Annotated in this window: 27 protein-coding genes and 2 pseudogenes; 15 read left to right on the top strand and 14 right to left on the bottom strand. The window is 59.2% G+C overall.

Translation table 11 applies throughout. The features are described from left to right. Positions 1-149: 149 nt before the first annotated feature. From rpmJ to rplQ, 6 genes are read left to right on the top strand one after another with little or no spacing between them, the layout of a single operon-like run. On the top strand, positions 150-263 hold the full coding sequence (rpmJ, locus tag IPP03_10655; protein MBL0353088.1) for a 50S ribosomal protein L36: 114 nt from the start codon (positions 150-152) through the stop codon (positions 261-263). 51 nt (positions 264-314) lie between these two features. Further along, positions 315-677 (top strand): 30S ribosomal protein S13, encoded by a 363-nt coding sequence (gene rpsM, locus IPP03_10650; protein ID MBL0353087.1) that lies wholly within the window; start codon positions 315-317, stop codon positions 675-677. A 12-nt stretch (positions 678-689) separates the two neighbouring features. Then, positions 690-1,085 carry a 30S ribosomal protein S11 gene (gene rpsK / locus IPP03_10645; GenBank protein ID MBL0353086.1) on the top strand — a complete coding sequence of 132 codons (396 nt, stop codon included), beginning with the start codon at positions 690-692 and terminating at the stop codon, positions 1,083-1,085. A 12-nt stretch (positions 1,086-1,097) separates the two neighbouring features. Continuing rightward, the gene (rpsD, locus tag IPP03_10640) at positions 1,098-1,727 is read left to right on the top strand and encodes a 30S ribosomal protein S4 (protein MBL0353085.1); all 630 of its coding nucleotides are present in this window, start codon (positions 1,098-1,100) and stop codon (positions 1,725-1,727) included. Between the two features lie 24 nt (positions 1,728-1,751). Beyond that, positions 1,752-2,726, top strand: a complete 975-nt coding sequence (gene rpoA / locus IPP03_10635; protein ID MBL0353084.1) for a DNA-directed RNA polymerase subunit alpha — start codon at positions 1,752-1,754, stop codon at positions 2,724-2,726. Positions 2,727-2,784: 58 nt separating this feature from the next. Next, the gene (gene rplQ, locus IPP03_10630; GenBank protein ID MBL0353083.1) at positions 2,785-3,180 is read left to right on the top strand and encodes a 50S ribosomal protein L17; all 396 of its coding nucleotides are present in this window, start codon (positions 2,785-2,787) and stop codon (positions 3,178-3,180) included. Positions 3,181-3,232: 52 nt separating this feature from the next. Here the strand turns inward: rplQ and IPP03_10625 are convergent, their stop codons facing one another. From IPP03_10625 to IPP03_10600, 6 genes are all read right to left on the bottom strand, one after another. Continuing rightward, positions 3,233-3,961 (bottom strand): amino acid ABC transporter ATP-binding protein, encoded by a 729-nt coding sequence (locus tag IPP03_10625; protein MBL0353082.1) that lies wholly within the window; start codon positions 3,959-3,961, stop codon positions 3,233-3,235. Then, positions 3,958-4,632, bottom strand: coding sequence for an ABC transporter permease subunit (locus IPP03_10620; protein ID MBL0353081.1), 675 nt, complete (start codon positions 4,630-4,632; stop codon positions 3,958-3,960). Before IPP03_10620 ends, IPP03_10625 begins: the two co-directional genes overlap by 4 nt. Positions 4,633-4,634: 2 nt before the next feature. After that, positions 4,635-5,372 (bottom strand): amino acid ABC transporter permease, encoded by a 738-nt coding sequence (locus IPP03_10615; GenBank protein ID MBL0353080.1) that lies wholly within the window; start codon positions 5,370-5,372, stop codon positions 4,635-4,637. Positions 5,373-5,441: 69 nt separating this feature from the next. Next, on the bottom strand, positions 5,442-6,338 hold the full coding sequence (locus IPP03_10610; protein ID MBL0353079.1) for a glutamate/aspartate ABC transporter substrate-binding protein: 897 nt from the start codon (positions 6,336-6,338) through the stop codon (positions 5,442-5,444). 147 nt (positions 6,339-6,485) lie between these two features. Further along, entirely contained in the window at positions 6,486-6,623 is a 138-nt protein-coding gene (locus tag IPP03_10605) for a hypothetical protein (protein ID MBL0353078.1), read from the bottom strand. Positions 6,624-6,644: 21 nt separating this feature from the next. Then, positions 6,645-8,453, bottom strand: a complete 1,809-nt coding sequence (locus IPP03_10600; GenBank protein ID MBL0353077.1) for an ABC transporter ATP-binding protein/permease — start codon at positions 8,451-8,453, stop codon at positions 6,645-6,647. 89 nt (positions 8,454-8,542) lie between these two features. On the opposite strand from IPP03_10600, the gene IPP03_10595 reads away from it, so the two are divergent. Together IPP03_10595 and IPP03_10590 are read left to right on the top strand one after the other, a co-directional pair. After that, positions 8,543-8,944, top strand: coding sequence for an acyl-CoA thioesterase (locus IPP03_10595; protein MBL0353076.1), 402 nt, complete (start codon positions 8,543-8,545; stop codon positions 8,942-8,944). A 41-nt stretch (positions 8,945-8,985) separates the two neighbouring features. Next, positions 8,986-10,215 carry an outer membrane protein transport protein gene (locus IPP03_10590; GenBank protein MBL0353075.1) on the top strand — a complete coding sequence of 410 codons (1,230 nt, stop codon included), beginning with the start codon at positions 8,986-8,988 and terminating at the stop codon, positions 10,213-10,215. 9 nt (positions 10,216-10,224) lie between these two features. On the opposite strand, the gene IPP03_10585 is transcribed toward IPP03_10590, so the two are convergent. Continuing rightward, the gene (locus IPP03_10585) at positions 10,225-10,551 is read right to left on the bottom strand and encodes a hypothetical protein (GenBank protein ID MBL0353074.1); all 327 of its coding nucleotides are present in this window, start codon (positions 10,549-10,551) and stop codon (positions 10,225-10,227) included. Between the two features lie 41 nt (positions 10,552-10,592). Here IPP03_10585 and IPP03_10580 point away from each other — a divergent pair, with 41 nt between their 5' ends. Both IPP03_10580 and recG read left to right on the top strand, forming a co-directional pair. Then, the gene (locus tag IPP03_10580; protein MBL0353073.1) at positions 10,593-10,976 is read left to right on the top strand and encodes a RidA family protein; all 384 of its coding nucleotides are present in this window, start codon (positions 10,593-10,595) and stop codon (positions 10,974-10,976) included. 7 nt (positions 10,977-10,983) lie between these two features. Beyond that, positions 10,984-13,023, top strand: a complete 2,040-nt coding sequence (gene recG / locus IPP03_10575) for an ATP-dependent DNA helicase RecG (protein ID MBL0353072.1) — start codon at positions 10,984-10,986, stop codon at positions 13,021-13,023. 48 nt (positions 13,024-13,071) lie between these two features. Here recG and IPP03_10570 read toward each other — a convergent pair whose 3' ends face one another. Further along, the gene (locus tag IPP03_10570; protein MBL0353071.1) at positions 13,072-14,286 is read right to left on the bottom strand and encodes an IS4 family transposase; all 1,215 of its coding nucleotides are present in this window, start codon (positions 14,284-14,286) and stop codon (positions 13,072-13,074) included. A gap of 235 nt (positions 14,287-14,521) precedes the next feature. After that, complete coding sequence (locus tag IPP03_10565) at positions 14,522-15,718, bottom strand: acetate kinase (protein ID MBL0353070.1); 1,197 nt, start codon at positions 15,716-15,718, stop codon at positions 14,522-14,524. Positions 15,719-16,429: 711 nt separating this feature from the next. Between IPP03_10565 and IPP03_10560 the strand changes: the two are divergent. The 3 genes and pseudogenes from IPP03_10560 (at position 16,430) to IPP03_10550 (ending at position 18,431) form a co-directional block, all read left to right on the top strand. After that, a pseudogene (locus IPP03_10560) lies at positions 16,430-17,646 on the top strand (IS256 family transposase). Between the two features lie 212 nt (positions 17,647-17,858). Beyond that, positions 17,859-18,152, top strand: coding sequence for a hypothetical protein (locus tag IPP03_10555; GenBank protein MBL0353069.1), 294 nt, complete (start codon positions 17,859-17,861; stop codon positions 18,150-18,152). Positions 18,153-18,176: 24 nt separating this feature from the next. After that, positions 18,177-18,431, top strand: coding sequence for a hypothetical protein (locus tag IPP03_10550; GenBank protein ID MBL0353068.1), 255 nt, complete (start codon positions 18,177-18,179; stop codon positions 18,429-18,431). A gap of 31 nt (positions 18,432-18,462) precedes the next feature. On the opposite strand, the gene IPP03_10545 is transcribed toward IPP03_10550, so the two are convergent. Beyond that, positions 18,463-19,005 carry a flavin reductase family protein gene (locus IPP03_10545; protein MBL0353067.1) on the bottom strand — a complete coding sequence of 181 codons (543 nt, stop codon included), beginning with the start codon at positions 19,003-19,005 and terminating at the stop codon, positions 18,463-18,465. Positions 19,006-19,167: 162 nt separating this feature from the next. Between IPP03_10545 and wrbA the strand changes: the two genes are divergently transcribed. Together wrbA and IPP03_10535 are read left to right on the top strand one after the other, a co-directional pair. Then, positions 19,168-19,770 carry an NAD(P)H:quinone oxidoreductase gene (gene wrbA, locus IPP03_10540; protein ID MBL0353066.1) on the top strand — a complete coding sequence of 201 codons (603 nt, stop codon included), beginning with the start codon at positions 19,168-19,170 and terminating at the stop codon, positions 19,768-19,770. A gap of 184 nt (positions 19,771-19,954) precedes the next feature. Then, positions 19,955-21,046: an FUSC family protein gene (locus IPP03_10535; GenBank protein ID MBL0353065.1), complete on the top strand. Its 1,092-nt coding sequence runs from the start codon at positions 19,955-19,957 to the stop codon at positions 21,044-21,046. Positions 21,047-21,283: 237 nt separating this feature from the next. Here IPP03_10535 and IPP03_10530 read toward each other — a convergent pair whose 3' ends face one another. From IPP03_10530 to IPP03_10515, 4 genes and pseudogenes are all read right to left on the bottom strand, one after another. Then, positions 21,284-22,363: an ADP-ribosylglycohydrolase family protein gene (locus tag IPP03_10530; protein MBL0353064.1), complete on the bottom strand. Its 1,080-nt coding sequence runs from the start codon at positions 22,361-22,363 to the stop codon at positions 21,284-21,286. A gap of 93 nt (positions 22,364-22,456) precedes the next feature. Then, a complete protein-coding gene (gene yghU / locus IPP03_10525; GenBank protein MBL0353063.1) occupies positions 22,457-23,332 on the bottom strand; it encodes a glutathione-dependent disulfide-bond oxidoreductase in 876 nt (291 codons plus the stop codon). Positions 23,333-23,369: 37 nt separating this feature from the next. Continuing rightward, a pseudogene (locus IPP03_10520) lies at positions 23,370-24,234 on the bottom strand (IS30 family transposase). 115 nt (positions 24,235-24,349) lie between these two features. Then, positions 24,350-25,567, bottom strand: coding sequence for an IS256 family transposase (locus IPP03_10515; protein ID MBL0353062.1), 1,218 nt, complete (start codon positions 25,565-25,567; stop codon positions 24,350-24,352). Positions 25,568-25,581 lie beyond the last annotated feature (14 nt).

Below are 25,581 nucleotides of genomic sequence, written 5' to 3'. Positions count from 1 at the left end.
CGGGCGACAAGGTCACCGCTTAATTGACCCCATACGATTTGTCCGAGGCCGGGATTGTTTTCCGGGTCAAGTAAAGATTCTCTACGCAACAAACCGCAGGGCAATGGAATCACGGCTGCTTCCAAGCTCTCGCAGACGAGGAGTAAGACATGAAAGTACAACCTTCAGTGAAGTGTGTGTGCCGCAATTGCAAGGTCATCCGTCGCAAGGGTGTCGTGCGCATCATTTGCAAGGACCCGCGTCACAAGCAGCGCCAGGGTTGATTCCGTGGCAAGTTTGGCATTCGTTAATTTTGAAAAGAGTGGAGTGATTCAATGGCCCGTATTGCAGGGGTAAACATTCCGAACCATCAGCATGCTGAAATCGCCTTGACTGCGATTTACGGCATCGGCCGTGCCCGCGCGCAGAAAATCTGCGATGCGGCTGGCGTTGGTCGAGCGATCAAAATGAAGGACCTGTCCGATTCGGACATGGATCGCCTGCGCGACGAGATCGGCAAGTTCACCGTCGAAGGTGACCTGCGCCGCGAAGTCACGATGAACATCAAGCGTCTGATGGACCTTGGTTGCTACCGTGGCCTGCGCCATCGCAAGGGTCTTCCTTGTCGTGGCCAGCGTACCAAAACCAATGCCCGGACCCGCAAGGGTCCGCGCAAGGCCATCGCTGGCAAGAAGTAATAAGGACAGAAAATGGCAAAGACTGCTACCAAAGTCAAAGTTCGCAAAAAGGTCAAAAAGAATGTTGCGGAGGGCATCGCCCACATTCACGCATCGTTCAACAATACCATCATCACCATTACCGACCGGCAGGGCAACGCACTGTCCTGGGCGACTTCCGGCGGCGCCGGCTTCAAGGGTTCGCGCAAATCCACACCGTTTGCCGCTCAGGTTGCTGCAGAAGCTGCTGGCAAGGGAGCTCAGGAATGCGGTGTCAAGAACCTGGAAGTCCGTATCAAGGGTCCGGGTCCTGGTCGTGAATCTTCGGTTCGCGCGCTGAACGCGCTGGGCATGAAGATCACCTCGATATCCGACGTGACACCAGTGCCGCACAACGGCTGTCGTCCGCCTAAAAAGCGCCGCATCTAAGGAGAAAGACAAGTGGCTCGTAATCTCGATCCGAAATGCCGTCAGTGCCGCCGTGAAGGTGAGAAGCTTTTCCTCAAGGGCGAAAAGTGCTTCACCGACAAGTGCGCCATCGAACGTCGTTCGTATGCTCCCGGCCAGCATGGCCAGAAATCTGGCGCCCGCCTGTCCGACTATGGCGTGCACCTGCGTGCGAAACAGAAGATTCGCCGCGTCTATGGCGTACTGGAAGGACAGTTCCGCAAGACTTTTGCCGAAGCTGATCGCCGCAAGGGCCAGACCGGTGAAAACCTGCTCCAGCTACTGGAAGCACGCCTGGACTCGGTCGCCTACCGCATGGGCTTCGGCGCCTCGCGCGCCGAGTCACGGCAGGTCGTCCGCCACAACGGCGTTCTGGTCAATGGCAAGCGCGTCAACATCCCGTCTTACATCGTCAAGCCAGGTGACGTCGTCCACCTTACCGCTCGGGCCCGCGCGTCCCTGCGTTGCAAGGCCGCCCTCGAAGCCGCAGAATCCCGGGGTTTCCCGGAGTGGATCGCGGTAGACGTCAAGGAAGGCAAGGGCACGTTCAAGGCCATGCCACAGCGCTCGGAGCTGCCAGCGACCCTGAACGAAGGTCTCGTCATCGAACTTTACTCGAAGTAACAACTTCGAAGAGGAAGCAAGCCCATGCAAAGCAGTGGACTTCTGAAACCCCGTATCATCGATGTGCAGAGCGTTTCGCCCGTGCAGGCCAAGGTTGTCATGGAGCCGTTCGAACGCGGCTATGGACACACCCTCGGCAATGCGCTGCGCCGCATCCTGCTGTCGTCGATGCCCGGTTATGCGCCGACCGAGGTTGGCATTGACGGTGTGCTGCACGAGTACTCTACGGTTGATGGCGTTCAGGAGGATGTCGTCGATATCCTCCTGAACCTCAAGGGCGTGGTGTTCAAGCTGCACAACCGCGACGTGGTCAACCTGAAGCTCACCAAGGAAGGCGAAGGCGCCGTCCGTGCCGGTGACATCGAGTTGCCGCACGACGTCGAGATCATCAATCCGGAGCACGTCATCGCGCACCTGTCACCCGGCGGCAAGCTGTCGCTCGAGATCAAGGTCGAGAAGGGTCGCGGCTACGTGCCGGGCAATATGCGCAATCTGGACGATTCCAAGACTATCGGCAAGCTGGTGCTCGACGCTTCGTTCAGTCCCATCCGGCGTGTCGCCTACACGGTCGAGGCCGCCCGCGTCGAACAGCGCACTGACCTTGACAAGCTCATTGTGGATATCGAGACTAACGGTGTCGTCGAGCCGGAGGAAGCCATTCGCTTCGCTGCTCGCGTGCTGATGGAACAGCTATCCGTCTTCGCCGATCTCGAGGGTACCGCACCGACGGCCGAGCCGTCGCGGCCCACGCAGGTCGATCCGGTACTGCTGCGGCCGGTGGATGATCTCGAACTGACCGTCCGCTCCGCCAATTGTCTGAAGGCGGAGAACATCTACTACATCGGCGATCTGATTCAGCGTACCGAGAATGAACTCCTGAAGACTCCGAACCTGGGCCGCAAGTCGCTGAACGAGATCAAGGAAGTGCTGGCCGCCCGTGGCTTGACCTTGGGCATGAAATTGGAAAACTGGCCGCCGGCCGGTCTGGAAAAGGTCTGACGGCCATTTTCGACCCGGGCAGTCAAGGGACGCCTGTAGAACATAGAAAGGATTAACCATGCGTCACCGTTTGGGACTTCGCAAACTCAACCGTACCAGCAGCCATCGCTTGGCGATGCTGCGCAACATGACCGTCGCCCTGCTCAGGCACGAGGTGATCAAGACCACGCTGCCCAAGGCCAAGGAACTGCGCCGTGTCGTCGAACCGATGATCACCATCGGCAAGACCCCGACCGTTGCCAACAAGCGCTTGGCCTTCGACCGACTGCGTGACCGCGACATCGTCGTCAAGCTTTTCGGCGAGATCGGTCCGCGCTATGCAACCCGGCAGGGCGGGTATCTGCGCATCCTCAAGTGCGGCTTTCGTGTCGGCGACAACGCGCCGATGGCGTTTGTCGAACTGGTGGATCGTCCGGAGCCGACCGAGGCAGCGGAAATGGACGAAGCAGCCTGACAACTGCGGGTACAGCGGAAAGAAAGGCCGGGGCATCCCGGCCTTTTCGTTTTCAGTGCTGCAGTATCTTTGAAAGAAACTGCTGCGCCCGCTCCGAGCGCGGCGTGCCGAAGAAGTCTTCCTTCACGGCGTCCTCGACGATCCTGCCCTGGTCCATGAAGATGACGCGGTTCGCCACCCTGCGCGCGAAACCCATCTCATGGGTGACGCACATCATGGTCATGCCTTCCTTGGCAAGTTCAACCATGACATCGAGCACCTCGTTGATCATTTCGGGATCGAGTGCCGAGGTCGGTTCGTCGAACAGCATGCAGATCGGATCCATCGCTAGGGCGCGGGCAATAGCGACACGCTGCTGCTGACCACCGGAAAGTTCGCCGGGGAACTTGTTGGCCTGAGCCTTGAGTCCGACGCGGTCAAGAAGCTTGAGACCTTTCTCCAGCGCCTCGTCCTTGCTACGGTTGAGCACCTTGATCTGCCCTATGGTCAGGTTCTCGGTAATGCGCATGTGCGGGAACAATTCGAAGTTCTGGAAAACCATTCCGACACGGGCGCGCAGCTTGGCCAGATTGGTCTTCGGGTCGGCAATCGAGGTCCCCTTGACTATGATGTCGCCCTGCTGGAATGGCTCCAGGCCGTTGACGCATTTGATCAGCGTCGACTTGCCCGACCCGGACGGCCCGCAGACGACAACGACTTCACCCTCCTTGACGCATGTCGTGCACTCGGTGAGAACCTGAAACTGGCCGTACCACTTGGAAACTTGGCGAATGTCGATCATGAACTGAATCTCGCTTGCAGATGCTTCACTACCCGGGAGACAGCGAAGCAGATAACGAAATAGACGGCGCCGGCAAAAAGGAGCAATTCGACCAGTCGACCGTCACGGTCACCAACTTTGTAGGAGGTTCCGAAGAAGTCGGACAAGCCGATGACATAGACCAGGGAGGTGTCCTGGAACAGGATGATGGCCTGGGTGAGGAGCAGCGGCAGCATGTTGCGGAAGGCCTGGGGGAGAACGATCATGCGCATCGTCTGCCCGGGGGTGAGGCCGAGCGCCAGGCCGGCCGACACCTGTCCCTTGGTGACGCTCTGGATGCCCGCGCGCGCGATCTCGGAATAGTAGGCCGCCTCGAAAAGCGCGAAGGCGACCAAGGCAGAGGTCAGCCGGATGTCGCCGATATTCTCGCCGAAGAGCGATTTCAGCGCCTGCGGCACGATCAGGTAGAACCACAGGATGACCATCACCAGTGGAACCGACCGGAAGAGATTGACGTAGAGGGTGGCAAGGGTGGACAGAACCTTGTTGCTGCCGAGGCGGGCCACGGCGAGGAGGGTGCCCCAGACGATGCCGACGACGATTGCTGTGAAGGTCACCTCAAGGGTGATCAGCATGCCCTTGGCGAGCAAAGGCATGGCGCCCGGGATCGAAGTCCAGTCGAATTCATACATGCTCATTTCCCTCCGACAAAACCGGGCACGCGGACCTTCTGTTCGACGTGACGCATCAGGAACATGACGGCGACGTTGATCAGCACGTAAAGCAGGGTGACGGCAATGAAAGCTTCGTAGGGCTGGGCGGTAAAGTCGACCAATTGTTGCGCCTGACGGGAAAGCTCGATCAGGCCGATGGTGGTGGCGACGGCTGAGTTCTTGAAGATGTTGAGGAATTCGGAGGTCAGCGGCGGCATGATGATGCGGTAGGCCATCGGCAGCAATACATGGCGATAGACCTGCGCCAGCGTGAAGCCCATCGCCAGCCCGGCATTCTTCTGGCCGCGCGGCAACGAATTGATCCCCGAGCGCACCTGCTCCGCGACACGCGCCGCGGTGAACAATCCGAGGCAGACCATCGCCGAAATGAACTGCTGCGCCAGCGGGTTCATCTGCTTGAAAGCATCGCCCATCTTGGTCGGGAGCAACTCAGGCAGGACGAAATACCAGATGAACAACTGGACCAGCAACGGGATGTTGCGGAAGACTTCGACGTAGATCGCGGCGAGGAGTCCGAGCCAGCGGTTGGGAACAGTGCGTAACACACCGATGATCGAGCCAATGAGCAGCGCAATGATCCATGCGCTTAGGGACAGCGTTACCGTCCACTTGAGACCTTCCAGCAGCCAGGTGAGATAGGTTCCCTCGCCAGTCGCACTGGGTTGGAGAAAAACCTCCCAGTTCCAGTTGTACGCCATGCCCCTCCCGATTCAAAAAACTGCCAGGAATTTTGCCCCTGGCAGCCTGTTGACCGCAACCCGTGGAATTTACTCGAACGCCTTGTCGTTCGGCGCCTTGTAAAGCGCCTTCATATCGTCCGACATCGGCATGTTGAGGTTATTTCCCTTGGGCGGAATTGGGTTCATGAACCACTTGGAGTAGATCTTTTCTGCTTCTCCAGAAGTCATCGTCTTGGTCAATGCGGCATCGGCCACCTTCTTGAAGCCCGGGTCGTCCTTGCGCAACATGCAGCCGTAGGCCTCCCTGGACTGGGCCGTGCCGGTGACGGTCCAGTCACCCGGCTTCTTGGCCTTGGCGATCTCGCCGTAGAGCAGCGCGTCGTCCATCATGAAGGCAACGGCGCGGCCGGTTTCCAGCGTCAGGAAAGATTCGCCATGATCCTTGGCCGAGATGATGTTCATCTTCATCTGCTTGTCTTCGTTCATCTTGCGCAGCAGGCGTTCGGAGGTGGTGCCGGCGGTGGTGACGACGTTCTTGCCGGCGAGATCAGGGAAATCCTTGATGCCCGAGTCCTTCCTGGTCAGCAGCTTGGTGCCGATGACGAAGATCGTGGTCGAAAAGGCGACCTGCTTCTGGCGTTCGAGATTATTCGTTGTCGAACCGCACTCGATATCGACCGTGCCGTTCTGGACCAGGGTGATGCGATTGGCCGAGGTGATCGGCATCAGTTTCGTGTCGAGCCTGGCGAGCTTGAGTTCAGCCTTTACAGCATCGACGACCTTCAGCATCATTTCCTGCGAATAACCGATGACCTGCTGCTGATCGTTGTAATAGGAGAACGGAATCGACGATTCACGGTGGCCGAGCGTGATGGTTCCGGTGTTCTTGATCTTCTTGAGCGTGGCCGATTCCTGGGACAGGGCGGGCGTGGCGCTGAGTGCCGTAGCGATGACGGCTGCGGCCAGCAATTTTTCAAAGTGCATTTGTCTTCCTCCAGAGAAGCGTAAATTTCGTCAACAACGGTTTACGACAACGACATTCGCAAAATTTAACCATCAGCCCACCGGCGCAATGATTGCCGCGGCGACATTTCCGCAGCCCTCATTATGAATGCTGCTGAAGATCGCGATTCACGATAGCGCGCTGCCTCGCCCATCCGGTTCGCCGGCGCGCTGCAGGTCAAGCTTCAGATCATCCTGCCACGCGAATCCTTGGCCGTCGTCGACCAAAAGAAGGTGGCCCTTGACCATGTCAGTCTCAACAATCATTTCGTGCAGTATAGAAGAAAGTCAGGCGATTTCGGTCGCCCGTTCCTGCTGCTGCAAGAGCCACATCTGCGCGTAGGCATTACCAGCTTCGAGCAGGGTCGCATGAGTGCCGCGCTCGATCACGTGGCCGGCCTCCATGACCAGGATCTCGTCGGCATTCATCACGGTCGACAAGCGGTGGGCGATGATCAGCGTGGTCCGGCCAATGGCGGCCAGTTCGATCTGGCCCTGGATGGCGCGCTCGGTCGCCGAATCGAGCGCCGACGTCGCTTCGTCGAAGATCAGGATGGGCGGGTTCTTGAGCAGGGTGCGGGCAATGGCGACGCGCTGTTTCTCGCCGCCGGAAAGCTTGAGGCCGCGCTCGCCGACCCGTGTTTCGTACTTCTGCGGCAGGGATTCGACGAAGTCGTGCAACTGGGCGGCGCGGGCGGCGGCAAACACTTCCGCGCGGCTCGCATCGGGGCGTCCGTAATTGATGTTGTAGAAGATCGAATCGTTAAACAACACGGTGTCCTGCGGCACGATGCCGATTGCCGTGCGCAGGCTGCCTTGCTTGAGGCTGCGCAGGTCGTGGCCGTTGATCCGGATGGCGCCGCCGGTCACGTCATAAAAGCGGTACAGAAGACGGGCCAGGGTCGATTTGCCGGCACCCGAGTGGCCGACCACGGCAACCGTCTTGCCAGCGGCGATAGAAAAGTTCAGGTTGTGCAGGATGGCGCGGTCCGGTTCGTAGGCGAAGTCGACCGCGTCGAAATTGACCTGCAGCGCGCCGCCTGGCAGGTCGCGTGCGTCCGGAGTGTCGGCAATTTCGCGATTTTCCTTGAGCAGGTTGAACATGCGCTCGATGTCCGCCAGCGCCTGGCGAATCTCGCGATAGACGACCCCGAGAAAGTTGAGCGGAATATAGAGCTGGATCAGGAAGGCATTGACCAGCACCAGGTCGCCGATGGACATCCGGCCATCGACCACGCCGCTGGCGGCGCGCCACATCATGGCCGTGACACCAAGCGCGATGATCAGTTGCTGCCCGAGATTGAGCACCGACAGAGTTTTCTGGCTGCGCGTCGCGGCATCTTCCCACTTGAGCATCTGCTCGTCGTAGCGCCGCGCCTCGTAAGCCTCGTTATTGAAATACTTGACTGTTTCGTAGTTGAGCAGGCTGTCGACCGCCCGCGTGTTGGCGGCCGAATCGCTTTCGTTAACGGTGCGCCGGATATCGATGCGCCAGTTGCTGACCTTGACCGTGTACACGATGTAGGTGACCAGCGAGACCACCGTGATCAGCACGAAGCCGAAGTCGTATTTGACGAACAGAATGCCAAGCACAAGACCCATCTCGACGAGGGTCGGCAATATCGAATACAGCGTGTAGGAGATCAGGCTGGAAATCGACCGGGTGCCGCGCTCGATGTCGCGTGACACGCCACCGGTCTGCCGCTCGAGATGAAAGCGCAGGCTCAGTGCGTGCAGGTGGCGGAAAACTTCGAGCGCCACTTGACGTACGGCGCGCTGCGTGACGCGGGCAAAGAGAAATTCGCGAAGTTCGGTGAACAAAGCGGTTGAAAACCGGAGGGCGCCGTAGAGAATGAGCAGCATCACCGGCAGCGCCAATACCTGGTCGGTAAGCGAAAGCTCGTCGATCATCTCCTTGAAGACAACGGGAACGCTGACATTGGCGACCTTGGCGCCGATCAGGCAGCCGAGCGCCACCATCACGCGCAGGCGATAGGTCCAGAGATACGGGAAGAGGAGGCGCAGCGTCGGCCAGACGTGAACTTCGGACACGGGGTGGCCAGGCGGCGGCTTGGGGAGGGTGCTTGCGCGACGCATGTTGGGGGGTACCTTGATTGTGTTTCCGTCAGTATATGAAAACCTGCCGCTTTCCGCGAAAATCAGCGTTATTTGAAATTGGGTGAAACATGGGTATCGGTCTCGTCAATCCTCCGCAAAAGCAGCCGGTTCTGCGCACTGTGCCGATGCCGGCGGATCTCAACCAGAACGGCGATGTCTTCGGCGGCTGGGTCATGGCCCAGGTCGACGTGGCGGGGGCGATACCTGCCATGCGCCGTGCACGCGGTCGAGTGACAACTGTTTCGGTCAATTCTTTCCAATTCAAACAGCCGATTTCGGTGGGTGACCTGATCAGCCTCTACGCCGAAGTCGTCCATGTCGGGAACACGTCGATCACCGTCAATGTCGAGGTCTATGCCGAGCGGAACTATGCCAACCCGGTGACGGTCAAGGTGACGGAAGCGCAACTAACCTACGTTGCCATCGACGGAGCCGGTAAAAAGCGTGCCGTCCCGTCGGAAAATACGTAAAATCAGAGAAATGCAAAACTCTGTACGAGTCGGGTGAGAGAATGAACAATATAACCATGCGTACCGTGCCGGCGCTGCTTCTGCTTGCATTCTCCGGCGCCACTTCGGCGGCCGGCTTCCAGCTCTGGGAGCAGAACGCGAGCGGCATCGCCACTTCCTACGCCGGATCCGCGGCTGTCGCCGACAACGCCAGTACGATCTACTTCAATCCGGCCGGCATGACCCGGCTTCCCGGGATTCAGCTCTCGGCCGGTGTTGTTGGGGTCAGGCCGAGCTTCAAGTTCAGCAACGAAGGTTCCAGCGGTCTGCTGGGATCAGGTGGCAACGGCGGCGATGCCGGCGGCTGGTCGGCGGTGCCCAACGCCTATCTCTCCTGGCAAGTCGCGCCGGACTGGTTCATCGGCCTGGGCATTTCCTCGCCGTTCGGGCTGGCCACCGAATACGACAATAACTGGATCGGCGGCTACCAGGCGATCAAATCCGAAATCACGACGGTCAATTACAACCCGTCGCTGGCCTGGAAGGTGAACGACAAGGTCTCGCTCGGCCTGGGGTTGAGTTATCAGACCATCGATGCCGAAATGACCAACATGACGCCCGTAGGCCTCTACCGGCTCAAGGGTGACGATGGGGCCTGGGGCTGGAATGCCGGGGCGCTATTCACACTGTCGCCGGCGATGCGCGTCGGGGTTTCCTATCGCTCGACGATGAGTTACACGCTGGACGGCAATCGCACGCTCGGCGCGGCGCCTTCAACTTCGGCCAGTGCCGACCTCAAGTTGCCGGATACCGTCATCCTCTCGGTCTGGCAACAGGTTTCGGATCGCTGGGAGGCGATGGGCGATTTGTCCTTTACCCGCTGGAATACGCTCGACAAGTTGAACGTTCGTTCCGTCACAGGCACCGAAACCGAGTCCTTCAATTATGACAACTCGTGGCGTATTGCCTGGGGTGCCGCCTACAAGGCCAGTGACGCATGGAAGGTAAAGTTCGGCATCGCCTACGATCGAACCCCGACGTCGGACGACAACCGTACGGCCCGCACGCCTGATAACGACCGTCTCTGGTTCTCGTTCGGCGGTCAGTGGAACGGCGGAGTTTACGGCCGGATCGATGCCGGCTACGCCTACCTGTATATGAAGGATCCGAGCATCAACCAGACCCGGACGTTCACGACACCAGCCGGTGCCCCGGTCGGCATCAGCAACCTTCGCGGCTCCTACAACGACAGCGCCCATGTGCTGGGCATACAGTATTCGAACGGTTTCTAGGACTCCCGTTCAGGCGCCTGGCGCCTTGCGCAGGCGCCTGGCGAAAACCTTCATTTCCTTCGCCGCCTGGATGTCGCCCCTGGCCTCGGCCACGGCGATGCCGCGTTCGTAAGCGGCAAGCGCCCCGCATTTTTCGCCAGCTTCGGCGAGCGCCTTGCCGAGTGCCTTCCACGCCGCCGAATACTGGCTGTCGCGGTCGACCGCTTCTTGGAAGCATTTTCCGGCTTTGGCTGGATCGCCCGCCTTCAGGTATTCGTTGCCGAGCGAGAAACGGAGCAGGGCGCCGTCGCGCGGGCCGTCAAGCATTTTTTCCAGGGATTCGATGCGTGGGTTCATCTAGAATTCAGGCTTCGTTCCAAGTTAAGGGAAAACAATCCATGGCCAAGACTATCATCGCCACCCCCAAAGCCCCGGTCGCCATCGGCACCTATTCGCAAGCCGTGCGCGTTGGCGGCACCGTGTACTTGTCGGGGCAGATCGGTCTCGATCCGGCTTCCATGCAGATGGTAGACGGTATCGACGCACAAATCGTTTGCGTCTTCGAAAATCTCAAGGCCGTCGCCGAAGCTGCTGGCGGCTCGCTGGCCGACATCGTCAAGCTCAACGTCTTCCTGACCGACCTCGGCAATTTCGCCAGGGTCAATGAAACGATGGCCCGCTACTTCAGCGAACCCTACCCGGCGCGCGCCGCCGTCGGCGTCAAGGAACTGCCACGTGGCGCGCTGGTCGAGGCCGATGCGGTGATGTTCATCGGCAATTAAGCGGCCGATGGCGGCCAGCGAGACATCCGGCTCGATCCGCGCCTCCGAGGCGCTACGCAAGAAACTCGCCAGGATCGGCCTCCATCGCGAGGCCGATTTGCTGGTGCACCTGCCGCTGCGCTACGAAGACGAAACCCGCATCACGCCGGTGGCTCGGGCGCCGTGGGGCGAGCCGGTGCAGGTCGAGGTCGTCGTTACTTCCTGTGAGGTGCAGTTCCGGCCGCGCCGGCAGATGGTCATCCGTGCGCTCGATGACAGCGGCGAGCTCACCATGCGCTTCTTCAGCGTCTACCCGATGCAGCAGGCAGCGCTGAGCGAAGGATCACGCGTGCGCGCCTTCGGCGAGGTGCGCGGCGGCTTCTTCGGCGCCGAGATGGTCCATCCGCGCTTCCACAAGGTGGCCGAGGGCGAGCCGCTGGCGACGGAATTGACCCCGATTTACCCGTCGACCGCGGGCGTTGCCAATTCAGGACTGCAGAAACTGATCGGCAAGGCGCTGGAGACGGCCGAGCTTGCTGACACCCTGCCCGACGACCTGCGACAGCAGCTCAAGCTGCCCGGCTTCGCCCGCAGCCTGCATTTCCTGCACACGCCGCCGCCGGGCACCGATCTCGACACCCTGCACTCACGCAACCATCCCGCCTGGCGACGCCTCAAGTTCGACGAAGTTCTGGCGCAGCAACTGTCCTTGCGCCGCGCCTACCTTGCAAGACGCGAAAAGGGGGCGCCGGTGCTGGTGGCTCGCGACGATCTCGGCGCACTCCTGCTCGACCGCCTGTCGTTTGGTCTCACCGGCGCCCAGTTGCGGGCGATGGCCGAAATCGGCGGTGATCTCGCCCAGCCCTATCCGATGCAGCGCCTGCTGCAGGGCGACGTCGGCGCTGGCAAGACCATCGTCGCCGCGTTCGCCGCCTGTCAGGCGATTTCGGCCGGCTGGCAGGCCGCCTTCATGGCGCCGACCGAAATCCTCGCCGAGCAGCATTATCTGAAGTTGAAGGACTGGCTTGAACCGCTCGGCGTTCGCGTGGCCTGGCTGTCCGGCAGCCTGAAAACCAAGGCCAAGCGCGAGCAACTGGCGGCGACGGCGGCCGACGCGCAACTGGTCGTCGGCACCCACGCGCTGATCCAGGAGGGCGTCGATTTCGCCAGACTCGGCCTGGCCATCGTCGACGAACAACATCGCTTCGGTGTCGCCCAGCGCCTCGCCCTGCGCAAGAAAGGTAACAATCCGCACCAGTTGATGATGTCGGCGACGCCCATTCCGCGCACGCTGGCCATGAGCTACTACGCCGACCTTGACGTCACCGTGCTCGACGAACTGCCGCCCGGCCGGACCCCGGTCAAGACCCGGTTGATCGCCGACAACCGGCGCGAGGATGTCGTCGGCTTCGTCAAAAAACACGTCGATGAAGGCCGCCAGGCGTACTGGGTCTGCCCGCTGATCGAGGAATCGGAAGCCCTGCAGTTGCAGACCGCGCAGGAAACCTTCACCTCACTTTCAGAAGAACTTTCCGGGTTGACCGTGGGGCTCGTCCACGGCCGTCTGAAGGCCGATGAAAAGCAGGCGGTGATGGCCGCCTTCGCCGCCGGCGAGATCAACGTGCTGGTGGCGACGACGGTCATCGAGGTCGGCGTCGATGTGCCGAACGCCAGCCTGATGGTCATCGAGCACGCCGAGCGTTTCGGTCTCGCGCAACTGCACCAGTTGCGCGGTCGCGTCGGGCGCGGCCAGTACGAATCGAGCTGCGTCCTGATCTACGCCGGCCCGCTCGGCGAAATTGCCCGCCAGCGCCTGAAGATCATCTACGAGAACAGCGACGGCTTCGAGATCGCCCGCCAGGACCTGCAGATCCGCGGCCCCGGCGAATTCGTCGGCAGCCGGCAAAGCGGGGTGCCCCTACTGCGCTACGCCGATCTGGAAATGGATGCCGATCTGGTCGAGATGGCGCGTAACGTTGCCGAGAAAATGCTGACTGGGCATCCCGATCTCGCCGAACGTCACCTGCAACGCTGGCTCGGGTCGCGGGAGGAGTTGCTAAAATCGTGATGGAAGGCGACTGCGGTCGCCGGGCAATCCTCTCAACTTAGTCCATAGTCATACGGCGGGTTTGTAAGCAAAGGACAGGTGAGGCTTTCGCTGGTTTGGCCGAGGTCGAGCACGATCAGGGATAAATTTCTGAAGGTTTTTGACGATTTCCGAGAAGATTTCCTTGGTAACTCGGGTGGTGATTTGCTGCACACCCGCCAAGACTCGGGGCAAGATACGACGTACGGTATTGAAGGCCATCGTCCGATTCACTCGCCATGGCGAATCGCTGGGCAGCCGCTCTTCCGCAGCCAGGTAGGTGGCCAGGGCATTGAGATTGTCACACACCATCTTGGCCCCAACATCCTGGCAGGCGGCCAGCCAAGTCAGGCCGGACGTGTGCTCCAGATTGAGCCGGTGTTTGATGCGCTTGAACGCCTCCTCGATACGCCAACGGCTGTGATAAAGGGCTGAGAAGCTTGTGGCCGGATACCGCGCGGTATCAAGCAAGGAGGTCATCAAGACCCGTACCTTGCCAGTCGGCGTCACCTGACGAATCAGGCGAACCATAGAAGGCAGACGCGGACACTCGTAATCAATGGCATCCTGACGATGCGGTGGCGGCAATGTCACCTGCGCCTCATCTTCTCCGGATCGCATGAACTGGGTGATGGCAGAAAAGGAAGCGGACGAATCACAGCGTATGCAAAAGGGGATACCTCGATGCAACAGCGCCGCGACCAACCAGGCACCCGGATACCCGCGATCAAGCACCAGCATGTCCTGAGCACCGAGTCGGTCAAGCCGCTCAAACAACATCTGACGTTCGCCGACCAGCGAACTGTGCAAAATCAGCGAGTCGAACAATTCGATCCCTGGCCGAAACAAACCGAAGATGGCCGCTTCTCGAATATGGCGGCGCCCTTCCAGGTCAAGCAAGGTCAGACGTACCTTCGATGCATCCGCCGCCAAGACCCGCAAGCCTTGCCAGTCCGGCTGCTGCGGAACGACCTCATCGACCAGGCGCAGCAATTCTGTATTGAGCGGCTCAAAGAGATTGGCGACCAGATGGCTGCGCGCCTTTGAGAAGGCACTGGCCGTGATCGCCCGACAAAGGCGGGTTCTTCCGGCAAGCAGGGCAAAGCAGGAATCAAGCTCCGCCTGAACTGCGCCGCGAATGCCGGTGAGCAGGAAAGCGATCAGATTCGTGAATGGCAATTCACGGTTTCGGGTGAAAAACCGAGGCTCGCGGCGGGCGGCGGCAAGGAAATTGGCGCCATGAATGTAGTCCGTTAGCCGTGAAACGATATTGGCATATTTAGGCCGTCATATAACGCCTATTTATATCAATTGGTTACATGCTCGATTATATCTTGGCGCGGCCAGATGGCAAAGTTGCCAAAATTAGATGACAGACCGCTAAGTCAAGAGGATTGGACCGCCACCCACCTGAGACGGATGGAAAAAACAAAACGGGCCGCTATAGTGGCCCGTTTTTCTTGCTGACAGTGAGGAAATGTTAGAACGACATCGGGACCCGCAATCCGAGTGTCACGTCCGGGCTGTCCCGCGTGACGCCGACGCCGACCGTAAGACCGACCGAAGTTGCAGGGCTCACCCGCTGGGAGTAACCGAGAAGCAGCGTTCCAAGCTGGACGCGCGTCGACAAGGTCTCCTGCTTGCTGATCTTGGTCTTGCCCACTGAAGCGCCATCGTAGCCGATGCTGAACGACGATTTTTCATTGAGCGCCAACCCCATCCCGAAGTTGTAGCCGATAACATCGCCCGGATCCACGGTACCCAGATCAATTGGCCCATTGCTCGTGTTCATTGTCACCCCGGAGCGCGAGAAATTGTACTGATAATTCAGGCCGCCAAAAAAGACCGCGGGGTCCGTCGGGTAAAGCACGGTCAATCCCGGTTGCAGCGTGTAGAAGCCCGAACCCGTTGGCAACTCGGCCTCGATCCGGTTGGTGCTCAACTCGGGCGACAAGATCTGGTTCGACAATACCTCGAAGGGGTCCTTGCCGGTGCGACCCTTGAAGCGCAAGGTACCGATATAGACCGGCTTGTCAACGCTGGTTTCGTTGAACTGGTAACGCGCCGTCGCCTCGATATCGCCCAGGCCATGACCGGTGCTATGGTCAAGTGTGTCATCAAAGGCAGAGCCTGTATTCCAGGCGCGTGCAATCTGATCGTCCGAGCGATAGACATACGGCACCCTGGCCTCGAGTTCCAGGCGGTTGGTCACGCCCCAGCGACCCGTCAAGTTGGCGGTAGTTGTATTGCGCTTGACTTCGCGCACATCGATAACGCCAATCGTAATAGCCGGAATGATGGTGTAGCCAACGAGGGATACCCGATTGTTCGACGAGTACGAGTACTGCAATCCGGCCTCAAACGAGAACTGTCCGGCAGGCGTTAGCACCCCCGGCTGTTCGAAGATCTGTGCTATCTGCTGGACACGCTCCGGGCGACTCTCCCCGACCGTAGCCGGCGGTTGCGCGGCTGCGGCAGCCTGCGGAACCGGCGCTACCTGGGCCACCTGCGTGGGCTGGGTGTCCTTGCCCTTAACCGGTGTGGCGGCGACTACGGTCTTGGCCGGAACGTCGACACCGAGAGCTTGCTGGATTCCCTGCAACTTGGCATCGGTGTCCGCCAGTTGCTTCTTGAGTGATTCCAGACGCTTGGCCTGCTCATTGACCTTGGCCTTCAAAGCCTTGGCCTCGGCAGCCGAGATCTCCGCCCCTTGGGCAAATCCGCTGAAGGCAATCGCCAAAGCTGCGGCGACGCCGGTTGCCCGGGACGGAATATGGGAATGAAGATTAACTTTCATTCTTAACCTTATTTATTTAATGGATAAATCAGGATACTCCCAATAATGCTGGCCTTTATCTGGTTTTATCTTTTCTTGGGGCTATGGTGTTGTAAATACAACAGTTATAGTCAAACTCATGTGTACCAGCACGTCATCCTCGGCATCATCAATTAGGCGGGTAATCTTCAAGGTACCGTGGTTGCTGACGGAGCTTGGCGACGAGTGTGAAACCTTTCTGGCCGAAGTGCATGTGGATCGGACGATCTATTTGAGTGATCCGCGCCCCGGAGTACCGGTGCGCACTTCCGCCAAGGGCAAGGCACCCACATGACGGCAAACGCAAGTAGCCGCGCCGACGGTGACGGCTTGGGCGCTGGCGCAACCGACTGCGGCCTGGTGTCGCCTGTCGGTACGCGAGGGTGAAACGGGTGGGGTCATTGCCGATTATCTGACGTGTCGGGTCTTTGTCTGGGATGGTCAAGCGGCACCGGCCCGGCGTTGGCATTTGGATTGAGTCCCTAAACTGCTGTAAATCGGGTGGCAGGTAGCCACCGCTTCGATTCGGTAAACTGACGTTGCGAGACGATCGATAACCGAAGGAGAGAAGCGATGACTGGGTATGAGGTTAGCGTAGGAACGGATTTGCTGCCAGGGCTTTTAAACGGGCAGGACGGGCTGGCGAAACTGGTGGAAGCGGTGCTCAATCAAGTACTGGAGGCGCAGGTGACGGAAACGCTGGGGGCGACGCGGCACGAGCGCACGGACGAACGGGCCGGCTATCGCAACGGCTACCGGCCCGCACCCTTTACACGCGGGTTGGGCCGGTGACGCTGCTGGTGCCGCAGACGCGGGACGGCAGCTTTTCGACGGACATCTTCAAGCGCTACCAGCGGAGCGAGCAGGCCTTCGTTCTGGCGCTCATGGAAATGGTCGTGCACGGTGTCTCGACGCGCAAGGTCTCGGCGATCACCGAAGAGCTGTGCGGCGCCAGCTTCTCCAAATCGATGGTGAGCGCACTGTGCGCCGGACTGGAACCGCGGGTCAGCGCGTTCAACGAACGGCGGCTGGACGGCGAGTATCCCTTCGTGCTGGTCGATGCCCTGTTCATCAAGAGTCGGCAAGAAGATCGTGGGGTTTCGCGTGCCGTGCTGACCGTCTCAGGCATCCGCTCCGATGGCTTCCGGGAGATTCTGGGCGTGCGGATCGGCGACACCGAGAGCTTCGCCACCTGGGACGAGACCTTCCGCTGGCTCAGAGGGCGCGGCCTCAAGGGCACGCAGTTCATCATCTCGGACGACCACGGCGGCCTGCGTGAAGCGGCAGCGCGGCACTTTCAGGGGGCCAGCTGGCAACGCTGTCAGGTGCATCTGATGCGCAACATTCTGGGCCAATGCAACACCCGCCACCGCGCCGAGGTGGCAGCTGCCGTCAAGCTCGTGCTGCAGGCGCCCGATTTGGTCGAGGCCAAGCGCCGCCTGGCGGAATTCACCGAGCGCTTCGCCAAGAGCGCCCCCAAAGCGGTGGCCTGCCTCGAAGCAGGATTCGAGGATGCCATGGCGGTAATGGTCTTGCCCGAGAAGTATCGCAAGCGGCTACGCACAACGAACATGCAGGAGCGGCTCAACGAGGAAATTCGCCGGCGGGAGCGCGTGATCCGCATCTTCCCCAACGACGAGTCAGCCTTGCGCCTGATCGGCGCTCTGCTGGCCGAACAGAACGAGGCTTGGCAGGAACGGAAGTACCTCGACATGGATGAATTCAAGGAGTGGGCGGCTTCCCGCGCCGCAGCTAGCGAGGGCAACAACGTTGTTGCCCTCGCTAGCTGAAAACCATTCGTCATTCATCGGATCGAAGAGTATTTACAGCAGATTTTGGACTTGACTGGCATTTGCTGGTTCGTCGGGAAATTGATGGCACGAAGCTGAAGTTCTGCCTATCGAATGCCAAGCCCCAGAGTTCGCTACGCCGCTTGGCCGATATGCAGGTGGCCCGCCACTTGGTCGAACGCGCCTTCGAGGATGCCAAGGGCGCCTGCGGGATGGCCGATTATCAGGTCAGGAGTTGGCAGGCCTGGCATCATCACATGGCGCTCGTCATGGTGGCGCTGATGTTTCTGGCCAAGGAACGACTGGCTAATCGTGAGACGGCTACGCTGCTTTCCTGCAATGACCTGGTCGATATCTTGCGCCACAAGCTACCGTCCAGGATCGAGACAGATGCTGACCTCGCCACCATGATCGCAAATCGCCATCGACGGCGCCAGAAAGCCATGGATTTCGCTTATCAAAAACAGGCCGCTACCCTGAAGGCATTACGTTGTTATGGAATCTGACAAAGTAGAACTATGCAAGCACGATTGGACGCCTCGAAAGTCGCCCCTGACGTATACAAGGCAATGCCTGCTCTGGAGATCTGCGATAACCAAAGCGGCCTAGAATCGTTGCTATTGGAATTGGTTAAAGCCTGCGCTTCGCAGATTAACAACTATGCCTTCTGCCTCACCATGCAGACCAAAGTCACTCTTGCGGACTTTCAGACAGAGCAGCGCCTTTACAGTTCCGGTCATGGCGGCAGAATCAACAGGTTTTCGATTGGAATGATGGCTGACTGACTGATTTCTTCGGCGGTCCGGTCCATGAACACTAAACGTCCGGCGGGAGCTTGGACGCCATCATCTTCTTCCGGTCAATTTTGCGTCCGTCGACAATAAATGTTCCGTCACCAACCGCGTGAACCGTACGTTTCTCTTTGCGTGCGCTATCGATGTATGCGGCAACCGCTTCTAACACAACAATATTGTGCTTTTTGACGATGTCGATGACCTTGCATTCGATGTTGGCGAGGCACTCCTTGATCAAGGGCGGCTTGACGAGCTTGGACTGCACTGGCGTGAGATTGAACTTGGCAAACTTGTCCGTATCGGCCCCAGAGCACGTCCCTATTCCAACCACCTTATCCAGTAGCTCGACGGTGGGAATTGCAATGACACACTCTCGATTCTTTCGCAATGCCGCGAAGGAGTAATTCCATGCACCTGTGGTGATCGCAAATACCGGAGTGAATTCCATCACCATGGTCCAGGAGATAGTCATGATGTTGGCCTTTTTCCCATCACGAGTTGTTACGAGGATCACAGGCCCTGATTCCATCAGAGTAAAGGCCTTGCTCAGTTTCAACTGATGCATGAAATTCCTCCGAGAACCATGCCTAGGTTGCAGGCTAGATGTTACACGCGAAACAATTGAATTTTCTCCCCTCGATTGGCACAAATCATTACCATTTGATACTTTCAATATCGCGATGCTGCCGGCGACTCAATTGGCGCAACCCTCGTCGTAGGAGTTCATATGTCAAAAATTCTGGTGTTGTATTACTCAACCTATGGGCACATCGAAACCATGGCGCAAGCTATTGCAGAGGGGGTCCGTTCAACCGGTGCAACAGCCGATATCAAGCGGGTGCCAGAGACCGTTCCGAACGAAATAGCCACGTCGGCTCATTTCAAGCTTGATCAGGCGGCGTCTGTGGCAACGGTAGCGGAATTGGAAACTTACGATGCCATTATCATTGGTTGTCCAACACGGTTTGGCCGGATGCCATCACAGATGGCAAGCTTTTTGGATCAGGCCGGTGGCCTGTGGGCGCGTGGCGCGCTTCACGGTAAGGTAGGGGGTGCCTTTACATCGACTGCGACACAGCATGGAGGGCAAGAAGTCACCTTGTTCTCTGTCATTACGAATCTTCTCCATTTCGGCATGATTGTCGTTGGCTTGCCCTACAGCCACCAAGGCCAGATGACCCTGGACGAGATCGTCGGGGGCAGCCCTTACGGTGCGACGACGATTGCCGGAGGCCAAGGCCAACGCCAACCGAGTGCCATTGAGCTGGAGGGCGCCCGTCACCAAGGCAAGCTCATCGCCGCAACGGCCAACAAGCTCTTCGATCAGTAAGCGGGTGTAGCCTTGGCCTGATCGTCAAGGCTGTAATCGACAGCATCTCGCAAAAACTGAACACAAACCGCAAAATTGCCATCGTCGGTACAGGCGTCACTGGCACGGGTTGAGCGTTACACTTTTTGGCCTATGGATTAAGGGTATTGACGACTGACGGCGATCTGCGGAGGGCTGCTGGTCAATGAACTGGCGAGGTTGGGAGCGATTTCAGGCACTGTTGCGACGGGAAATACTCCACCTGACGACCGTCAACCGCAGCGATCGGCGCTGGCAGATGCCGTTCTGTGCCGGGCTGGCTATTGGTCTGCCGCTCTTGGTCGGCGCCTATTTCGATCATCTCGAATACGGTCTTGTCTCGTCGCTCGGTGGCTTGGTCTTCCTTTACGTTCCCAACACACCGCTGCCGCACCGCATGGTGTCGCTGATGGTCTCTTCCTTTGGCATGAGCGCCTGCTACACCCTCGGCGTGATGTGCCACTTCCTGCCGCTGTTGCTCGTCCCAGTGCTGACTTTCATCGCTGTCGTGGTCGTGATGGTTTGCCGTTTCTTTGCGCTTGCGCCGCCGGGGAGCGTATTTTTCATTATGGCCGCGGCGATCGGCGCTTTTACGCCAATTGGTGTGTTGCAGGTGCCACTTTTCGTCGGTTTGCTGACGATGGGCGGTTTGCTCGCTTGCCTGATTGCTTTTTTCTACAGCCTTTACATCTTGCGTCTGCAGGCGCCGCAACCGGTCAATCCATTGCCGCCGCCAACCTTCGACTTTGTTGTTTTCGACTCGATAGTGATCGGCTTGTTCGTCGGTATTTCGCTGGCTTTGGCCCAGGCATTGCAACTGGAGCGGCCCTACTGGGTACCGGTGAGCTGCCTGGCGGTGATCCAGGGCGCCTCGTTGCGCGCCGTCTGGACCAAGCAGGTGCACCGGATTGCCGGCACTGCGGTCGGCCTGCTGCTGGCGTGGGGCTTGTTGCTCATGCCGCTCGACGAATGGAGTTTCTCGCTGCTGCTGATGCTGCTGGCCTTCATCACCGAGACGCTGGTGGTCCGCCATTACGGCCTGGCGGTGATTTTCATCACCCCGCTGGCCCTCCTGCTCGCCGAGGCCACCCATCTTGGCCATGGTTCCCCTGATGCGATGCTGCAGGCGCGCTTGTTCGATACCGTGCTCGGCTCGGTCGTCGGTCTGCTGGGCGGGGTTTGTCTGCATAGTCCCAGCTTTCGCTTGCATCTGGGGCGGCTGATTCGCCGACTGTTGCCGGCACGTCTCCCGTTATAACAGCATGCCGCCGACGTGATGGGCGGCACTCAGGTCACCACGAATTTCGCTGGCAAGATCGTGGCCAGCAGCCCGGTGCTCTGTTCGGAAAAGCACAGGAGCAGTTTCGGTTCGATCAACTCCAGTTCCGTCAGGCAGTCGCTTCTTCGGCCAAAGCGGAAACGACCGGAACGGCAAAGCCGTCATGCAGTAATGACGGCCACAATGCTGACAGTAATCGGGAGTTTTAACGACTGGCTAGTGAATAATCTGTTTAGCCAGTCGCCCTGCCAAATCCAGCAACTCGCCACTATTCTCCAGGCCACTAAGGAAGCGCTGAGGAATCCCCGAGAGTCCGGTTTGAGCTCCGGTAAGGGCGCCGGCCAGAATGGCGCGGGCCTGATTCTGACCGCCACCATTGACCGCATGGAGCACAGCAGACTCGAAGTCATCATGAAACCGGGCAGCAAGATAGTAAGCGGCTGGAAACTGATGATAGACAGCACAGGGCATGCCATACACAAGAGAAACCTTCCAGGCGGGCTCAATACGAATATCGGGATCGAGCGCTGCGAGGGCAATCGAGGATTGGCTAAGCAGGGCGTCCGGCGAAGGAAAACGACCGGCAGTTGGTGCTTCCGCCTGATCTGGTTGCGGTGCTTGCAAATTGCCACTGGTGACCGCGTGGAATGGCAGTTCCCCCGAATTGACCCGTGCCATCAGTTTGCCCGAGATGCTTGAATCGAAGGGCTGCCCTTCAACCAGCATGCCAAGTAGCGCGCCGAAGGCGACGGTCATTGCGACTACCGTGCCATCTGTCTGCGTCAGCAGCGTATTGCGGGTGATGGCCAACGCGAGTTCAGCCGGCTGCATCGCGTAACGGATAGCGATGGCGAGAATGCGCTCAGCGGCTTCGGTGGTATCGGCGTTTCCTGCCACCTGCCCCCACGGCAATCCGGCGCCAACCCGCTTGCGCCACGCCTCCCGGATTGACTGGCTGGTGTAGCCACCTGGTCCGTTCATCGGTGTCCCGTCAAGCAGCGGGAAGAATTCCGTGTCCATACGACGGCAAAAGTCGGCTTCATCGTAGCTGCCGCAATCGACCAGTGACTGCACGGTCAGGCGCAGCAGGAATCCTGATTGTGACAGTTGCCCTGCCTTCATGTCGGCATGATAGCGCCCCGGTTTGGGTGTGCTGTAGTCGTTGATCCACGCTCCATAATCGGCATGAAGTCGATCCAGGTCGTAGTACCAATGAGGGCCAAGCGCGAGGGCATCACCAATGAAGCCACCCATCAAGGCCCCCATTGCGCGATCTTCAAGAGAGTGTGCGGGCATCATGGCTCCGTTCGAATTTGGGAATTAACTTTTCGATCGACAGGTTGCATTTGCTACGGGAACTGGGCACTGTTACTCAGTCGCCGCGTGGGATCATGACCCGGCCTGCAGTTTGTCTTGTGTGCTGATCTCGAAGTCTCTCGCATCGTGGCGCTCCTGCAGTTGGCTTTCCAGCGGTCCCGTCACCCGGTTGACCATGCGGCCCCGTTGCACTGCCGGGCGCTGACCAATTTCATCAGCCCAGCGAATCACGTGGGTGTACTCGTTTACCTGTAGAAACTCACCCGCCTCGTACAGCTGACCTTTGGCCAAGGCTCCGTACCATGGCCAAATGGCCATGTCGGCGATCGAGTACTCATCTCCACCGACGTAGGGGCTTTCGGCTAGCCGTCGGTTGAGCACATCCATCTGGCGTTTGACCTCCATGGCAAAGCGGTCAATCGCGTATTCGATTTTTGTTGGCGCATAAGCGTAGAAGTGGCCGAAGCCACCACCCAGAAAAGGCGTACTGCCCATCTGCCAAAACAACCACGACAGGCATTCGGCGCGTCGGGCCGGTTCGGTAGGCACAAAGGCCCCAAATTTCTCGGCCAGATAGAGAAGAATCGATCCCGATTCAAACACCCTTACGGGTTTCGGGCCGCTGCAGTCCAGTAGCGCTGGAATCTTGGAATTGGGGTTAACCTCGATAAAGCCGCTACCGAACTGATCTCCCTCGTTGATTCGGATTAGCCAGGCATCGTATTCAGCGCCGGTCTGACCGAGTGCCAGCAACTCTTCCAGCATGATCGTAACTTTGACACCATTGGGCGTAGCCAGCGAATGCAGCTGTAGCGGGTGCTTGCCACGGGGCAGCGCGTGCTCATGGGTTGACCCGGCGATGGGCCGGTTGATGTTCGCAAACTGGCCACCATTGGCCTTATTCCAGACCCAGATTTTTGGGAGTAGATAACTGTTCGCGTCAGACATAAACGGGCCTCCTGCTGATTTCTATTGGTGGGCGGTTTCAAGTTCGAAGTGCAACAAGCTGATAATGATGCGCAAAGAAGTCGAAGGATTCTGGCATAAATAGTTCAGTGGGGCAGCGAAAGTTGAGGCTCTTTCGAGGTCGCGTATTGAGTTGCCAGGCAACGGCATCGAGTTCGGCCTGAGAGAATCCAGAGAGATCGGAACTCTTGGGGAAATACTGGCGAAGTAGGCTATTGGTATTCTCATTGATGCCGCGCTGCCAAGGGCTGTGCGGATCGGTGAAATACACGGCAACGCCGGTGATTTCGGAAAGCCGCGCATGCTGCGCCATCTCACGCCCTTGCTCGTAGGTCAGGGAAAGACGTCGTTGCGCATCGATCCGATTGAGGACAGCGCCAAAGGCAGCGGCCGCCGTTTCGGCGGTTGCGTTTGCCATTTTGACCAAGGTGACGAAGAGCGTGGTCCGCTCGACCAGCGTGCCGATGGACGAGGCATTGCGTGCTCCCTTGATCAGATCGCCCTCCCAGTGGCCTGGAATGAAGCGCTTATCGATATCCGGTGGGCGCAGATGGATGCTGGTCATATCAGGAATCTGGCCCTGGCGATCTTCGCCTTGGGCGCGCAGCAGGCGTTCGACATGCGCCCAGAGCGGACCGTCCTGGGCCAGCCGAGAGGGACAAACGTGCGGTCCTCGCCAACGTACTGGCGCGCTGCTGCGCGAGCGGCACTCGATAGCCGCCTGCGACCAACGGACGCCCGCGTTTCCTGGGTGCTGTGGCCGGATTGCTCCAGCCGTTGCGGTTCAATTCACGACTGATCGAACTTGGCGTGCAGCTCTGCTCAAGCCCCAACTGGATCATCGTGCGCTCTTCACGACTCAGGTGTTCGTATTTCCTTCCCATCGCAACGCATTACCTCCCGGAAAGTGATGCACTTTAGATTTGGGCGCAGCCTTGCTTAAGTCAAGTCCAAAATCTGCTGTAAATACTCTTCGATCCGATGAATGACGAATGGTTTTCAGCTAGCGAGGGCAACAACGTTGTTGCCCTCGCTAGCTGCGGCGCGGGAAGCCGCCCACTCCTTGAATTCATCCATGTCGAGGTACTTCCGTTCCTGCCAAGCCTCGTTCTGTTCGGCCAGCAGAGCGCCGATCAGGCGCAAGGCTGACTCGTCGTTGGGGAAGATGCGGATCACGCGCTCCCGCCGGCGAATTTCCTCGTTGAGCCGCTCCTGCATGTTCGTTGTGCGTAGCCGCTTGCGATACTTCTCGGGCAAGACCATTACCGCCATGGCATCCTCGAATCCTGCTTCGAGGCAGGCCACCGCTTTGGGGGCGCTCTTGGCGAAGCGCTCGGTGAATTCCGCCAGGCGGCGCTTGGCCTCGACCAAATCGGGCGCCTGCAGCACGAGCTTGACGGCAGCTGCCACCTCGGCGCGGTGGCGGGTGTTGCATTGGCCCAGAATGTTGCGCATCAGATGCACCTGACAGCGTTGCCAGCTGGCCCCCTGAAAGTGCCGCGCTGCCGCTTCACGCAGGCCGCCGTGGTCGTCCGAGATGATGAACTGCGTGCCCTTGAGGCCGCGCCCTCTGAGCCAGCGGAAGGTCTCGTCCCAGGTGGCGAAGCTCTCGGTGTCGCCGATCCGCACGCCCAGAATCTCCCGGAAGCCATCGGAGCGGATGCCTGAGACGGTCAGCACGGCACGCGAAACCACACGATCTTCTTGCCGACTCTTGATGAACAGGGCATCGACCAGCACGAAGGGATACTCGCCGTCCAGCCGCCGTTCGTTGAACGCGCTGACCCGCGGTTCCAGTCCGGCGCACAGTGCGCTCACCGTCGATTTGGAGAAGCTGGCGCCGCACAGCTCTTCGGTGATCGCCGAGACCTTGCGCGTCGAGACACCGTGCACGACCATTTCCATGAGCGCCAGAACGAAGGCCTGCTCGCTCCGCTGGTAGCGCTTGAAGATGTCCGTCGAAAAGCTGCCGTCCCGCGTCTGCGGCACCAGCAGCGTCACCGGCCCAACCCGCGTGTAAAGGGTGCGTGGCCGGTAGCCGTTGCGATAGCCGGCCCGTTCGTCCGTGCGCTCGTGCCGCGTCGCCCCCAGCGTTTCCGTCACCTGCGCCTCCAGTACTTGATTGAGCACCGCTTCCACCAGTTTCGCCAGCCCGTCCTGCCCGTTTAAAAGCCCTGGCAGCAAGTCCGTTCCTACGCTAACCTCATACCCAGTCATCGCTTCTCTCCTTC

The sequence above is a fragment of the Candidatus Dechloromonas phosphoritropha genome, from assembly GCA_016722705.1.
Taxonomy (GTDB): Bacteria; Pseudomonadota; Gammaproteobacteria; order Burkholderiales; family Rhodocyclaceae; genus Azonexus; species Azonexus phosphoritrophus.
Note: the sequence above shows the minus strand (reverse complement) of the source record. Positions and strands in the feature narration are given on the sequence as shown.